Annotated in this window: 14 protein-coding genes; 6 read left to right on the top strand and 8 right to left on the bottom strand. The window is 50.0% G+C overall.

Annotation, left to right across the window (positions count from 1 at the left end; all coding sequences use genetic code 11):
• Nucleotides 1-118: 118 nt before the first annotated feature.
• From hemN to ACTHUG_RS02620, 3 genes are all read left to right on the top strand, one after another.
• The gene (gene hemN, locus ACTHUG_RS02630; protein WP_440386109.1) at nt 119-1,540 is read left to right on the top strand and encodes an oxygen-independent coproporphyrinogen III oxidase; all 1,422 of its coding nucleotides are present in this window, start codon (nt 119-121) and stop codon (nt 1,538-1,540) included.
• A 67-nt stretch (nt 1,541-1,607) separates the two neighbouring features.
• A complete protein-coding gene (locus ACTHUG_RS02625) occupies nt 1,608-1,853 on the top strand; it encodes a DUF1289 domain-containing protein (RefSeq protein WP_440386108.1) in 246 nt (81 codons plus the stop codon).
• 33 nt (nt 1,854-1,886) lie between these two features.
• Entirely contained in the window at nt 1,887-2,873 is a 987-nt protein-coding gene (locus ACTHUG_RS02620; RefSeq protein ID WP_440386107.1) for a TraB/GumN family protein, read from the top strand.
• A 98-nt stretch (nt 2,874-2,971) separates the two neighbouring features.
• Here ACTHUG_RS02620 and argF read toward each other — a convergent pair whose 3' ends face one another.
• From argF to ACTHUG_RS02580, 8 genes are all read right to left on the bottom strand, one after another.
• On the bottom strand, nt 2,972-3,967 hold the full coding sequence (gene argF / locus ACTHUG_RS02615; protein WP_314060558.1) for an ornithine carbamoyltransferase: 996 nt from the start codon (nt 3,965-3,967) through the stop codon (nt 2,972-2,974).
• Nucleotides 3,968-4,110: 143 nt separating this feature from the next.
• A complete protein-coding gene (locus ACTHUG_RS02610) occupies nt 4,111-4,866 on the bottom strand; it encodes a methylated-DNA--[protein]-cysteine S-methyltransferase (RefSeq protein ID WP_440386159.1) in 756 nt (251 codons plus the stop codon).
• Between the two features lie 6 nt (nt 4,867-4,872).
• The gene (locus tag ACTHUG_RS02605) at nt 4,873-5,223 is read right to left on the bottom strand and encodes a VOC family protein (protein ID WP_440386106.1); all 351 of its coding nucleotides are present in this window, start codon (nt 5,221-5,223) and stop codon (nt 4,873-4,875) included.
• Nucleotides 5,224-5,464: 241 nt separating this feature from the next.
• Nucleotides 5,465-6,598: a succinyl-diaminopimelate desuccinylase gene (gene dapE, locus ACTHUG_RS02600; protein ID WP_440386105.1), complete on the bottom strand. Its 1,134-nt coding sequence runs from the start codon at nt 6,596-6,598 to the stop codon at nt 5,465-5,467.
• A gap of 111 nt (nt 6,599-6,709) precedes the next feature.
• Complete coding sequence (locus tag ACTHUG_RS02595) at nt 6,710-7,330, bottom strand: glucose-6-phosphate 1-dehydrogenase family protein (RefSeq protein WP_004519621.1); 621 nt, start codon at nt 7,328-7,330, stop codon at nt 6,710-6,712.
• 33 nt (nt 7,331-7,363) lie between these two features.
• The gene (locus tag ACTHUG_RS02590; protein WP_070836867.1) at nt 7,364-7,873 is read right to left on the bottom strand and encodes a hemerythrin domain-containing protein; all 510 of its coding nucleotides are present in this window, start codon (nt 7,871-7,873) and stop codon (nt 7,364-7,366) included.
• 92 nt (nt 7,874-7,965) lie between these two features.
• Nucleotides 7,966-8,544: an azurin gene (azu, locus tag ACTHUG_RS02585; protein WP_003748712.1), complete on the bottom strand. Its 579-nt coding sequence runs from the start codon at nt 8,542-8,544 to the stop codon at nt 7,966-7,968.
• A 292-nt stretch (nt 8,545-8,836) separates the two neighbouring features.
• Complete coding sequence (locus ACTHUG_RS02580) at nt 8,837-9,259, bottom strand: DciA family protein (RefSeq protein WP_440386104.1); 423 nt, start codon at nt 9,257-9,259, stop codon at nt 8,837-8,839.
• Between the two features lie 154 nt (nt 9,260-9,413).
• On the opposite strand from ACTHUG_RS02580, the gene secA reads away from it, so the two are divergent.
• The 3 genes from secA (at nt 9,414) to ACTHUG_RS02565 (ending at nt 13,954) form a co-directional block, all read left to right on the top strand.
• Nucleotides 9,414-12,167, top strand: a complete 2,754-nt coding sequence (gene secA, locus ACTHUG_RS02575) for a preprotein translocase subunit SecA (RefSeq protein ID WP_188213527.1) — start codon at nt 9,414-9,416, stop codon at nt 12,165-12,167.
• Between the two features lie 128 nt (nt 12,168-12,295).
• Nucleotides 12,296-13,396 carry a chorismate synthase gene (gene aroC / locus ACTHUG_RS02570; protein ID WP_440386103.1) on the top strand — a complete coding sequence of 367 codons (1,101 nt, stop codon included), beginning with the start codon at nt 12,296-12,298 and terminating at the stop codon, nt 13,394-13,396.
• 117 nt (nt 13,397-13,513) lie between these two features.
• Nucleotides 13,514-13,954: a ProQ/FINO family protein gene (locus ACTHUG_RS02565; RefSeq protein WP_003748722.1), complete on the top strand. Its 441-nt coding sequence runs from the start codon at nt 13,514-13,516 to the stop codon at nt 13,952-13,954.
• The last annotated feature ends 45 nt before the right edge of the window (nt 13,955-13,999 follow it).

Raw genomic sequence — 13,999 nt, 5'->3', positions numbered from 1 at the left:
CGAATAACTATTGACCCATATCAAAGTCGGCATATCATTATGAGGCATTCTACCAAACTATCGAAATTTTGACTAAAATTTTCCCTAATTTCCTTACTTCATACTACAAGCCCCGACCATGAAAATCATCCCCATCTCAAATAACACCAACACAAACAATGAATTACCGGAATTCGACCGCGAATTGATTGCCAGTTTGCCATCAAGCGGTCCGCGTTATACATCCTATCCGACCGCCGACCGCTTCCATGAAGGCTTTAAAGAAGCCGAATATATCCAAGCTTTAAACCTGCGCAACATGGGCGCGCTCAACAAACCCCTTTCACTCTACATCCACATTCCCTTCTGCAATACCATCTGCTACTACTGCGGCTGCAATAAAATCATTACCAAAGACAAAAGCCGTGCCGATGCCTATATCCAGTATCTGGAAAAAGAAATGGAATTGCTGGCACCGCATTTGGGCGGACGACACCAGCTTGCGCAACTCCACTTCGGCGGCGGTACGCCGACATTCCTAAGCGACGACCAACTCGAACGCGTCTTCGAAATGATCCGCAAATACTTCCAGCTCATCCCCAACGGCGAATACTCCATCGAAATAGACCCGCGCAAAGTCAGCCGCGAGACCGTCCTCAAATTGGGCAAACTCGGCTTCAACCGCATGAGCGTCGGCATTCAAGACTTCGATCCTAAAGTGCAGGCAGCCGTCAACCGTATCCAAAGTTACGAAGAAACCAAAGAAGTCATCGATGCCGCCCGCGAAGCAGGGTTCAAATCCGTCAGTGTCGATTTGATTTACGGCCTTCCGCACCAAAACACCGAAAGCATCAAAACCACCATTGACACGGTCTTGTCCCTCGACCCCGACCGCCTCGCCCTCTACCACTACGCCCACCTGCCGCATATCTTCAAACCGCAACGCCGTATCGACACCAATGTCGTACCCGGCAGTGAAGAAAAACTCGATATGCTGCAATATTGCGTTCAAACCCTGACTGAGCGAGGCTACGTTTTCATCGGCATGGACCACTTTGCCAAACCTGACGACGAGCTCTCCATCGCACTCAAAGAAGGTTTCCTGCAACGAAATTTCCAAGGTTATTCCACCTATGCCGACTGCGACTTGGTGGCGATCGGCGTGTCCTCTATCGGCAAAATCGGCAGCACCTACTCCCAAAACGAGCGCGATATCGATGCCTATTACGCCGCACTCGACGCCGGACACCTGCCCATCATGCGCGGCTACCAGCTCAATCAAGACGACATTTTGCGCCGCAACATCATTCAGGATTTGATGTGCCGCTTCTCGCTCGACTATCGGATTTACGAAAGCGTGTTCGGCATTCCGTTTAGCCGTTATTTTGCAGCCGAACTGGAAGATATGAAGCAACTGGAAACCCTCGGCCTGGTCCGCCTCAAACCGCACGGCCTGACCGTTACGCCGAAGGGACGTTTCCTGATCCGCAACATCGCCATGGTGTTCGACTATCATCTGCGCCATAAAGAAACCAAAGCCAAATATTCACAAACCGTATAAACACTTAGGCCGTCTGAAAGTATGTGTTATATTTCAGACGGCCTTTTTTCACATCAAAAGCAACAAAATGGATCAACCCGATTTCTTCCCCATCCCCAGTCCCTGTATAGGTGTCTGCGAAGCCAATGCCAAAGGTTATTGCAAAGGCTGCCTGCGCAGTCGGGAAGAGCGCTTGTACTGGCTCCAGATGACCGACAGCCAAAAGCATCAAGTCATGCACCTTCTGTCTCTCAGGAAAGCCAAAATCCGCAACCGCAAAATAGAAAAGCCCGACACGGGCGAACAACCGGTTCAAAATCTGCTCGATTTCTAAACCGCCCTCACCACACACACCAAAAGGAAAAACATGAAAAGACTGCTCGCCTGCCTGCTTGTGCCATTGACCGCCCTTGCCCTGGGTGCCTGCAAACCCGCCTCAACTTCACCCGACAGCAAACCTACCGAACTCAACTGGCAGCAGCCCAAACTCACCAGCAATGTTTGGAAAATCAGTAAAGAAGGCCAACCCGATTCCTATCTGCTCGGCACCATCCACATGGGGCAAACCAATCAAACCTTGTCTTCCGATGCCCTCAAACTGTTGCAATCCGCCGACCAACTGACCACAGAAGTTGACGCATTGCCGGACAGCAGTCCGGAAACAAAAAAAATGTATCAAAAATACTTCAAAGAAGTCATGAGTACCGAACCGCTCAGCCGCAAGCTTGGAAAAGCAGATTTCCGTCTTTTACAAGAAATCTATTCACAAAATGAAGAAAGCCGACCCATCGCCAAAATTGCCGACAAACTCCACCCGTGGGCAGCATTGGTTTTTGCCGGCAGCGCATTTCCCCAAGGATATAGCTCAGAAACCGGTGCAGATATGTTGCTGACCAACGCAGCAGTCAATATCAACAAACCGCGTGGTTCATTAGAAAGCTTGGACGAAGTTTCCGCAATCTTCAAAGCACAGCCAGAAGAAACCATGATCAACTTTCTGAAAGCCAGCATTAAAACCAATAAAGAAGAAACCGAAGATGTCAAAAAACTCCATCAAGCTTATTCAGACGGCCGCTTTGAAGAACTCATTCCACTTTTGGAAGAAACCGAACAACGCACCCTCAAACGTGTTGATACTAAGTACGCCAAAGCCATGTACGATTGGCTGAAAAACGATCTCCTGATCCGCCGCAACCAGGCATGGCTGCCTAAAATCCGCAAGCAATCCGCCAAACAAAGCACCATCTTTGCCGTCGGCATTGCCCATTTACCCAGCGAAAAAGGATTAATCGAACTATTGCGTCAAGAAGGCTATCGAGTGACGCCCGAACCCAAAGTCCTGATTTGGCAATAAATCCCAATCCAACAACAAGGCCGTCTGAAATTCTTTCTTTCAGACGGCCTTTATTTAATCTCTATTAAATGAAGCGGTAAGCAATGTTGAGCGCAAAATCAATCGCCCAATGCCGCTACCATCACCGCTTTAATCGTGTGCATCCGGTTTTCTGCCTGATCAAACACGATGCTGGCTTCGCTTTCAAAGACTTCTTCCGTTACTTCCACACCATTCAGGCCGAATGTCTCATAAATCCACTCGCCGACTTTGGTTTTGCGATTATGGAAAGCAGGCAGGCAATGCATAAACTTGACTTGCGGATTTTCCGCCGCCGCCATCAGCTCAGGCGTAACGCGGTAATCTTTCAGCAAATCGATACGTTCCTGCCACGCCTCTTTAGGCTCACCCATGCTGACCCACACATCGGTATGGATAAAATCCACGCCTTTTACGGCTTCTTTCACATTCTCTGTCAACAGAATCCGTCCACCGGTCTCTTTGGCAACAGCCTGCACCGTCTCGATAATGTTTTCAGACGGCCACAGGCTTTTCGGCGCACCGATACGCACGTCCATGCCCAGTTTCGCAGCCAACACCAGCAACGAATTGGCCATGTTGTAACGCGCATCACCGACATAGGCAAACGCAATTTGGTTCAAAGGCTTGTCGCTATGCTCGCGCATCGTCAGTGCATCAGCAAGCATTTGAGTCGGGTGGAACTCGTTGGTCAAACCATTGAACACAGGCACGCCTGCATACTTGGCCAGCTCTTCCACCACATCCTGTCCAAAGCCGCGATACTCGATGCCGTCAAACATCCGCCCTAAAACACGCGCCGTATCCTTAATGCTTTCCTTATGCCCGATTTGGCTGGCAGAAGGCTCCAGATAAGTTACTCCTGCCCCTTGGTCGCGTGCGGCCACTTCAAACGCGCAACGGGTGCGGGTCGATGTTTTCTCAAAAATCAGGGCAATGTTTTTTCCCTGCATCCGCTGCACCTCGTTTCCTGCTTTTTTAGCGGCTTTCAATTCGGCGGCAAGGTCGAGGTAGACGGTGATTTCTTCGGGCGTGAAATCCAAAAGTTTCAGGAAATGGCGGTTTTTCAGGCTCATGTCGTATTTCTCTTTTCTAGCGTGGGCGTTGCCCAACATTTTTCTCCGTGCAGATTTCGTCGGGCTTCCACCGACCTTCTGCTGCTCAATTTTTTAACGTGCGAAGCCTGCCCGAAGCATGGCCCCTTATCCTCTATCAAAACTCAAAACAAGGCCGTCTGAACCTCGCCTCGCTCCAAGGCAAGCAACGATTGTTTGCGGTTCAAACCGCCTGCGTAGCCGGTCAGTTTGCCGTCGCTGCCGATAACGCGATGGCAGGGAATCAGGATAGACACTTTGTTCTGCCCGTTGGCAGCGGCAACGGCGCGAATGGCCTTAGGATTACCCAACTGCTGTGCCTGCTCCTTGTAGCTGCGCGTTTCGCCGTAAGGAATAGTCAGCAACGCATTCCATACCTGCTGCTGAAAGGCCGTGCCTATCGTTTCCAAAGGCGTCGCAAAAACTTTCAGACGGCCTTGGAAGTATAAATCCAATTCTTGGCGCAAAAGTTGCGTTTGCTCATTTTCTTGAAAAATAAACTGTCCGTGCAAAGCTTTTTGGACAGCCGTGATTTCCTGCCCTAGCTGTTTCTGACCGACAAATTCCAGCAGACACAAACCCTTGCCACCGAACACCGCCAACATCTCGCCCAAAGGCGTGGCAAGCGCGGCTGCAGTCAGTTCGTTCGGACTATCCGGATAACGCTTTTCCAACAGTCGGATGGTTCGGCGGGTACGGACATATTCTTCAGGGGCGCAACCGATACTGTCGATAAAATCCTGCTCAAGCTGCTTGGCTTCGTGTCCCGTAAGACGCTCGTGCAGCAAGGCTTCGAAGCCGGTGGAAAAATCGGTTTCCAGTCGCTCGCGGATTTCATTCCACTTTGATGGAAGCGCATCTAAAGAAGGCAGAGTAATCATCTGCATTTACTCCCGATAATCAACAAACCCCAAACGATTACCCGACGGATCAAAAAATTCCACAGCCCATCCGGTACGAATACGGAAAGGTTCACTTAGAAAACGGATATTTCTACCCTGTAACGCCGCATACTTCGCCTGCACATCATCCACTTCAATCCACACAGCAGGTGTCATATTGGGAAATTTATTCCGCTCTTTGAGAATGATGGCAGCTTCTTCTTCACCCACCCGAAAAGCAACCATGCCACTTTCGGAAAAGTCGAATTTAACGGGCAAATCCAGTACATCTTGGTAAAAACGGCAACTGGTAGCCAGATCATCTGTAGGAAAGAAAAAATTATCGTACTTCATCATTATTTCTCCTTATCAACGAGTTGGTATCACAATATCACTTAAGAAAATTGAATGGAATGCCCTATCAATAAAAAGACTTAATAAAAATCTACCTTCCTGAAAATGTGTCCCCGTATCCATTGCCATTCTTATTATGATAAAGAATTGATTGAACCGTCGTAGGATGTTCCTTAAGGTATTGCCTCAATATATGCCGATTTTGGCGGAGTAATAACCTTTCTGTCGTTTTCAGACGGCCTTTTCACTTCAACAAGCGTTTCAACATACCCTCATACACCGCCGACAGCTTCGGAATATCTTCCAAACGTACGTTTTCGTTGATTTGGTGGATGGTCGCGTTGGACGGGCCTAATTCGATGAGTTCTTTGGCAATGGCCTTGATGAAGCGTCCGTCCGAAGTGCCGCCAGTGGTGGACAATTCGGCCTCAACGCCACAAATCTCGGCAATGGCTTCGCGTGCCACGTCGGTCAGTTTTCCTGCCTGAGTCAGGAACGGTTGGCCTGAACAAGACCACTGCAAATCGTATTGCACACCGTGTTTGTCCAAAATGGCGTGGACGCGTTGTTTCAGCCCTTCTTCGGTGGACTCGGTAGAAAAGCGGAAATTGAATTTGACGTTCAGCTCGCCTGGAATCACATTGGTCGCGCCTGTGCCGCCGTTAATATTGGAAATTTGGAAACTGGTCGGCGGGAAGTATTCGTTGCCCTCGTCCCAAACTTCCTGCGTCAGCTCCAGCAAGGCCGGAGCAAAAGTATGCACGGGATTGATGGCCAAATGCGGATAGGCAATATGGCCTTGCTTGCCTTTGACGGTCAGATTGCCCGACAACGAGCCGCGGCGGCCGTTTTTCAACATATCGCCCAATTTATCCACGGCAGTCGGTTCGCCGACGATACAGTAATCAATCAATTCGCCGCGCGCTTTCAACACATCGACGACTTTGGTCGTGCCATCCAGCGCATCGCCCTCTTCGTCCGAAGTAATCAGGAGCGCAATGCTGCCTTGATGATCGGGATGTTCGGCAACGAAACGCTCGCAGGCGGTAACGAAACAGGCAATGCTGGTTTTCATATCCGCTGCACCGCGACCATACAAACGGCCTTCACGCTCGGTCGGTTCAAACGGAGGCGAATCCCATTTTTCAACAGGACCTGTCGGCACGACGTCGGTATGTCCGGCAAAGCAGAACACCGGAGCCTGTGTACCGCGGCGCAACCAAATGTTTTTGGTGTCGCCGAAATGAAGCTCTTCTACGGCAAAACCGATTTTTTGCAGGCGTTCGGCCAGCAGTTGTTGGCAATTTTGGTCATCCGGTGTAACGGACGGGCGGGAAATCAACGCTTTGGCGAGTTCTAGGGATTGGGTTTCGGTCATTGTGTTCACTTTGAAAAACAGGCCGTCTGAAACGTTCTGAATATGATTTTCAGACGGCCTTGAGTTTATTTAAAGATACTGAATGGGCAGTTTGTCTTTCTGCGTCCTGAGTTATTTTCCATGACAAGCTTCATACAGCGGCAGTAAGTCTTCCACTGTTTCCACTATCCATTTCGCGACATCCTGCTTGCCCAAATCATCGCGTTCGATGTGTTTGCCGATACAGAAGAAATCTTTGTCGTCTCGAAGCTTTCTATCGCCGTCGCTTTGTTGGGCAACGGTACGATAATCGTCATATTCACTTTCCGCACCGTGCCACATATCGAAGGAAGCGTATTTTTCAGTATCAAAATTATCCAGCCAGCGGTTGTAATCAGGCAACGCAATAGGGGAAACATCGGCTTTATAGCAGTGCCAATCCAAGCTGACGCTCAAACGGCGGCGGTTGAGCAAAATCGATAAAATTGCTGCGGAATTTTTATATTGTTCGTATTTGAAATAGGCAAAGAAATGGGCGCGGACCTGCCAGCCGTTACACCAGCGTTCGATATGCGGCGGCGCAAACGGCGCACCCAATTCGGCGGCAACCTGCTGGATCAGCTGCTGCCATACCTGCCAGTTTTCTTTATAGTCGGCCTTAATTTGCGGAATACTTTCAGGCTGGTATTTTTTAAGCTGGGAAAATTGGAAAAAGGGAATATTGAACAAATCGCAACTTTTTGGGGTCAGCATAATATATCCTTGAGACGATTGTTTCAGACGGCCTTATTTGCGGCGGCGTGCAGCCATAATTTCGCCGATTTCGGTCAGTTTTTCCTTGGGGATAAAGGTTTTGCCCATATCAAACAGCGGCTCTTCAATCGCCAGATGAACATCATATCCTGCGACAAAGCGTTTGAACGCTTCCGCATCAGGAACATAGGCGTTGTCTGCTTCGAGTTTGGCAAATTCGGCGGATACTGCCGCCCAGTTGTTGTGCAGGCTGACATGTTGGCGCAACAGCTCGTCAACGCTTTCTTGAGCTTGCGGCGCATATTGCAATAGAAGCGGGAAGAAATTTTCTTCTTCGTCTTCATGGTGCAACGGCGCGGCAACATTAAAATATTGGGCAATCTGGCGGATGGTTTGCAAAACGATTTGATTGCAGCCGTTTTCGGCAATATAGTCCGACAACATGGCAACCTGGCTGCAGAAACGGCGCACTTTACCATGACAGGCGTACAACATTTCAATGGGTTCGGCAAAAGTAACGCTTTTGGTTTCAAACGGATTCATGGTTTTGAGGTTTTATTCTTAAATTAATGTTTCCAGATTATAACAAAACAGCCTGCGCAAGGCAGGCTGTCTGTTTTCAAGCTTAAAGCGGATTAGTCAACCAAAGTAACTTTACCGTTCATCAAAGCACCGTGACCTGGGAAGGTACAAGCGAATTTGTATTCGCCGCCGGCCAATTTAGCAGGATCCAGAGTCAGGGAAGCTTCTTCGCCGCCGCCAACCAGTTTGGTGTGGGCAACAACGCGTGCGTCGTCAGGTTTAACGTAGTCAGTTGCAGCAGCACCGGCACCGTCTTTGAAAATACCGTCCATGTCTTCGGCTTTACCGATGACGATGTTGTGACCCATGCTTTCTTTAGGTTGGGTACCGGTGTGTTTCAAAGTGATGGTGAATTCTTTACAAGCTTTGCTTACTTGGATTTCTTTAGTGTTGAACTGCATAGCGTCGTTGGCTTCAACAGTAGTCGCGCAGTTGCCGGCAGCAGGAGCGGCGGCAGCATCGGCCGGAGCAGCTTCAGATGCAGGAGCAGCATCGGCAGGTGCAGTAGTTTCTGCAGGAGCAGCTTCAGAAGCAGCGGAAGCAGCAGGTGCTTCAGCAGGTTTTGCAGCTTCTTGAGAGCATGCAGCCAAGCCGATAACGGCAGCGGAAATCAGAGCCAGATAAGCTTTCATTGATGTATCTCCTAATGATGAGAGTCTTGTTAAGTTCTATTAATAGAACCCGCGCGAATATATTAACAAAGGCAAATGCCAGACTTAAACTTATTTCACGCAGAACGATAAGAAATTCAGGCGTTATTTTGCTACAAACTTCACACGAAATCAAAGTTTCAGGCCAAGTTTACATCAGTTTACCTAAAAGAAAACAGTTACTGTTTAGGTCGTATTTCTTTAGTATTAGATGCTATCAGTCAAATGAAATAAGTTTTAACATTTATTAACCATAATCTCATTTGGCATGATTTTATCGGCTGTGTTTGCGTACCAATTCTGCCAATGCAGCTGCCAATTCGGGATGCCTGCCTTCCAATTTGGCCGCAGCCGCATCGAAGCTGTCCAAAGCGGCCTCGCTCAATCGCAAGCTGTTGGTTTTTGGCTGGGACGGAGGTTTGGGGATCACCCTGACCGCCACTTCCCGTATTCCGTCGTGCAATGCTTGCAACTTGGGCAACATGGCGGGCAGGATCATTTTCAAACGCGAAGCAGCCATATTGTTGGCGGCCAGCAAAACCAGTCTTCCGTCTTCAACACAGGCCGTCTGAAAATGCGGATGCAGGTTGACCGGCAAAACCGTTTTGATTTTTGCATCCAATTTCCGCCATTGTTGCGATTGTTGCAACAAGCCCTCCAATAAGCGGTCGCGCTTGCCCAATTGTGCTAAATCCATATATTTCAGACGGCCTTTCAGTAAATTAACCAAACCATTACAATTGAAATACGGCAAAACCGCCTTTATTTCAAACAGCATTACCGCGTTATACAAGCGCTTGTGTTAAAATCCCAATTTCGCCCACTATTATATCAAGGCGCAGGAATTATTCATGCTGACAAACATTGCTAAGAAAATCTTCGGCAGCCGCAACGACCGCCTGCTGAAACAATATCGTAAATCCGTTGCTAAAATCAATGCACTCGAAGAACAGATGAAAGCGTTGAGCGACGCGGATTTACAGGCCAAAACCGCCGAATTCAAACAACGCCTCGCTGACGGACAAACGCTAGATGATATTTTGGTTGAAGCCTTTGCCGTCTGCCGCGAGGCATCCCGCCGTGTATTGGGCATGCGCCACTTCGATGTACAACTGATCGGCGGTATGGTCCTGCACCATGGCAAAATCGCCGAAATGCGTACCGGTGAAGGTAAGACATTGGTGGCCACCCTTGCCGTTTACCTGAATGCATTGTCAGGAAAAGGTGTACACGTCGTTACCGTCAATGACTACCTCGCCTCCCGTGACGCGGGCATTATGGAGCCGTTGTACAATTTCTTAGGATTGAGTGTCGGCGTGATCGTAGCCGATTTGCAACCTTTCGAACGCCAAACCGCTTACGGTGCCGACATTACTTACGGTACCAACAACGAATTCGGCTTCGACTACCTGCGCGACAATATGGTGACCGACCAATACGACAAAGTTCAGCGCGAATTGAACTTTGCCGTTGTCGACGAAGTGGACTCCATTTTGATCGACGAAGCGCGTACGCCGCTGATTATTTCCGGCCAGGCAGATGACAACATCCAGCTCTACCGCGTGATGGATGCCGTTCCGGCCCACCTTATCCGCCAAGAAACCGAAGAAGGCGAAGGCGATTACTGGGTAGATGAAAAAGCACACCAAGTTATTCTGAGCGAAGCCGGTCACGAACACGCCGAGCAAATCCTGACCCAAATGGGCTTATTGCAGGAAAACGACTCGCTCTACTCTGCCGCCAATATTTCCCTGATGCACCACCTCATGGCGGCATTGCGTGCGCACACCCTGTTCCACAAAGACCAACACTACGTCATTCAAGACGGAGAAATCGTGATTGTGGACGAGTTCACAGGCCGTCTGATGGCCGGCCGCCGTTGGTCCGAAGGCTTGCACCAAGCCGTTGAAGCCAAGGAAGGCGTAGAAATCAAACGCGAAAACCAAACGCTTGCATCTATTACCTTCCAAAACTACTTCCGCCTGTACAGCAAACTGTCCGGCATGACCGGTACGGCCGACACCGAAGCCTTCGAGTTCCAAAGCATTTACAACCTCGAAACCGTCATCATCCCGACCAACCGTCCGGTACAACGCAAAGACTTCAACGACCAAATCTTCCGCTCGGCCGAAGAAAAATTTGAAGCCGTTGTCAAAGACATTGCTGAATGCCACAAAAACGGCCAACCGGTTTTGGTCGGCACCACCAGCATCGAAAACTCCGAACTGGTTTCCCGTTTGTTACACGAAGCCGGTCTGCCGCACAACGTTCTGAACGCCAAAGAACACGAGCGCGAGGCATTGATTGTGGCCCAAGCCGGTAAAGTCGGCGCAATTACCGTTGCCACCAACATGGCGGGCCGCGGTACCGATATTGTCTTGGGCGGCAACCTCAAACATCAAATCGAAGCCATCCACGCCGATGAAACTCTGAGCGAACAGCAAAAACAAGCGCAAATTTCCGCCCTTGAAAGCGGCTGGCAAACCGAACACGACCAAGTTGTGGCCGCAGGCGGTTTGCACATTATCGGTACGGAACGCCACGAAAGCCGCCGTATCGACAACCAATTGCGCGGTCGTGCAGGCCGTCAGGGTGACCCAGGCTCTAGCCGTTTCTACCTGTCGTTTGAAGACCCATTATTGCGCCTCTTTGCTCTCGACCGTGCCGCCGCCATCCTCAACCGCCTGGCACCCGAGCGCGGCGTTGCCATCGAACACGGCCTGCTGACCCGTCAAATCGAAGGCGCGCAACGTAAAGTCGAAGGCCGCAACTTCGATATGCGTAAACAGGTTTTGGAATACGATGACGTTGCCAACGACCAACGTAAAGTGATTTACCATCAACGTAACGAAATCCTGACGACTAAAGACGTCAGCGATTTGACTCGCGAAATCCGCGCCGACGTTATCAGCGACTTGGTTGATTACCACATTCCGCCTGACAGCATGGAAGAGCAATGGGACATTCCGGCACTTGAGCACCAACTTGCCGCCGATTTCCGCCTGCATGTCGATATTAAAGGCTGGCTGAAAGAAGACAGCACTTTGGACAACCAAGACATTAAAGAGCGTCTCATCAAACGCATCGAAGACGAATATGCTGAGAAAGTCGAATTGGTCGGCAAACAAGCCATGTCGGATTTCGAACGCAACGTTATGCTGCAAGTTATCGACAACCAATGGCGCGAACACCTCGCCGCCATGGACTACCTGCGCCAAGGCATTCATCTGCGCAGCTATGCTCAGAAAAATCCGAAACAAGAATACAAACGTGAAGCTTTCATCATGTTTGAAAACCTGTGGCGCAGCATCAAACAAAACATTGCCGCTTTGCTGACTGCCGTTCAAATCGAGCGCAACAGCGAATACGACCACACCGCCGCACAAAGCGTCAGCGATGTTCAAACCGTCCACTCCGACGCGCCCGATATGGAAGAATTGCTCGGCCAATCGCAAACCGATTTGGTGACCGAAGCATTCGATCCTGACGGTACCGACTTCAGCCCTGAAGCGCTTGCACAAAACGGCCTGATTGTTCACCGCAACGATCCTTGCCCTTGCGGCAGCGGCCTGAAATACAAACAGTGCCACGGTAAATTGAACTAAGCAGTCAATTCAAAAGGCCGTCTGAACAATGAAACGAGAATCTTTGATTTCGTTCTCACGTCTGTTCAGACGGCCTGAGAATTATCCAAACAAAAAATTTCCAAACCCAATTTCAAAAGAGTATCCCTATGGCAGGCAATACTTTCGGACAAATCTTTACCGTTACCACTTTCGGCGAAAGCCACGGCGCAGGCTTGGGCTGCATCATCGACGGCTGTCCGCCCGGATTAGAATTGAGCGAAGCGGATATCCAATTTGACCTTGACCGCCGAAAACCCGGCACCAGCCGCCACGTTACCCAACGCCGCGAAGCCGACCAAGTCGAAATCCTCTCCGGCGTATTCGAAGGCAAAACCACCGGCACTCCTATCGCCCTCCTGATCCGTAATACCGACCAACGCAGCAAAGACTATGGCAATATCGCCACCAGTTTCCGTCCCGGCCATGCCGATTACACCTACTGGCACAAATATGGCACACGCGACTACCGCGGCGGCGGTAGAAGTTCCGCCCGCGAAACCGCCGCACGTGTTGCCGCGGGAGCAGTCGCTAAAAAATGGCTGAAAGAAAAATTCGGCACGGAAATTACCGCCTACGTCACCCAAGTCGGTGAAAAAGAAATCCAGTTTGAAGGTTACGAATATATTTCCCAAAATCCTTTTTTTGCCGCCAACCAAAGCCAAATTGAGGACTTGGAAAACTATATGGACAGCGTACGCAAAGCATTGGACTCTGTCGGCGCAAAACTGCATATCGAAGCGGCTAACGTCCCCGTCGGCTTGGGCGAACCGGTTTTTGACCGCCTCGATGCAGAAATTGCCTATGCCATGATGGGCATCAATGCCGTCAAAGGCGTAGAAATCGGCGCAGGTTTTGATAGCGTAACGCAACGCGGCAGCGAGCATGGCGACGAGCTCACACCTCAAGGTTTTCTATCCAATCACTCAGGCGGCATCTTGGGCGGCATCAGCACCGGGCAAGACATTCATGTGAATATTGCCATCAAACCGACCAGCTCCATCGCCACACCGCGCCGCAGCATCGATATAGAAGGCAATCCTGTCGAGCTTGCCACACACGGCCGCCACGACCCCTGCGTCGGATTACGCGCTGCTCCGATTGCCGAAGCCATGCTGGCATTGGTCTTGATTGACCACGCCTTACGCCATCGTGCACAAAATGCCGATGTACAGGTCAATACACCGGACATCGCCAAACTGGGAAAATAACCGTTTATTTCTGAATATTCTCAGAAAAATTTAGCCAAATCACAGTCTTTATACTACAATAGCACCTTATTGCCGTATGAAGAAAATACGGATTTAGATTAGAGGAATACAACCGCAATGGCACAAGAAACCGCTTTGGGCGCTGCGCTGAAATCTGCCGTCCAAACCATGAGCAAGAAAAAACAAACAGACATGATTGCCGACCACATTTACGGCAAATATGATGTGTTCAAACGATTCAAACCGTTGGCTGTCGGCATCGACCAAGATTTGGTTGCCGCCCTGCCCCAATACGACCCTGCACTGATTGCACGCGTACTGGCCAACCACTGCCGCCGCCCACGCTATCTGAAAGCCTTGGCCCGTGGCGGCAAACGTTTCGACCTGAACAACCGCTTCAAAGGCGAAGTCAGCGCAGAAGAGCAAACCATCGCCCAACAGCATCCTGCCGTTCAACAGGCATTGGCTGCACAAGCCGAACGCCAAGCCGCTAAAGCTGCCGCTGAAGCAGAAGTGGCTCCTACTCAAGCTGAGGAGACCAACAACGCTGCTGAATAATGTTCAGACGGCCTGTTATAGCTTGTTCTAAATAAAGACCCCGAT

Origin of the sequence: Neisseria sp. P0022.S009, from assembly GCF_051956675.1 — a bacterium.
Classification (GTDB): domain Bacteria; phylum Pseudomonadota; class Gammaproteobacteria; order Burkholderiales; family Neisseriaceae; genus Neisseria.
This window is presented reverse-complemented; position numbering and strand designations above follow the sequence as displayed.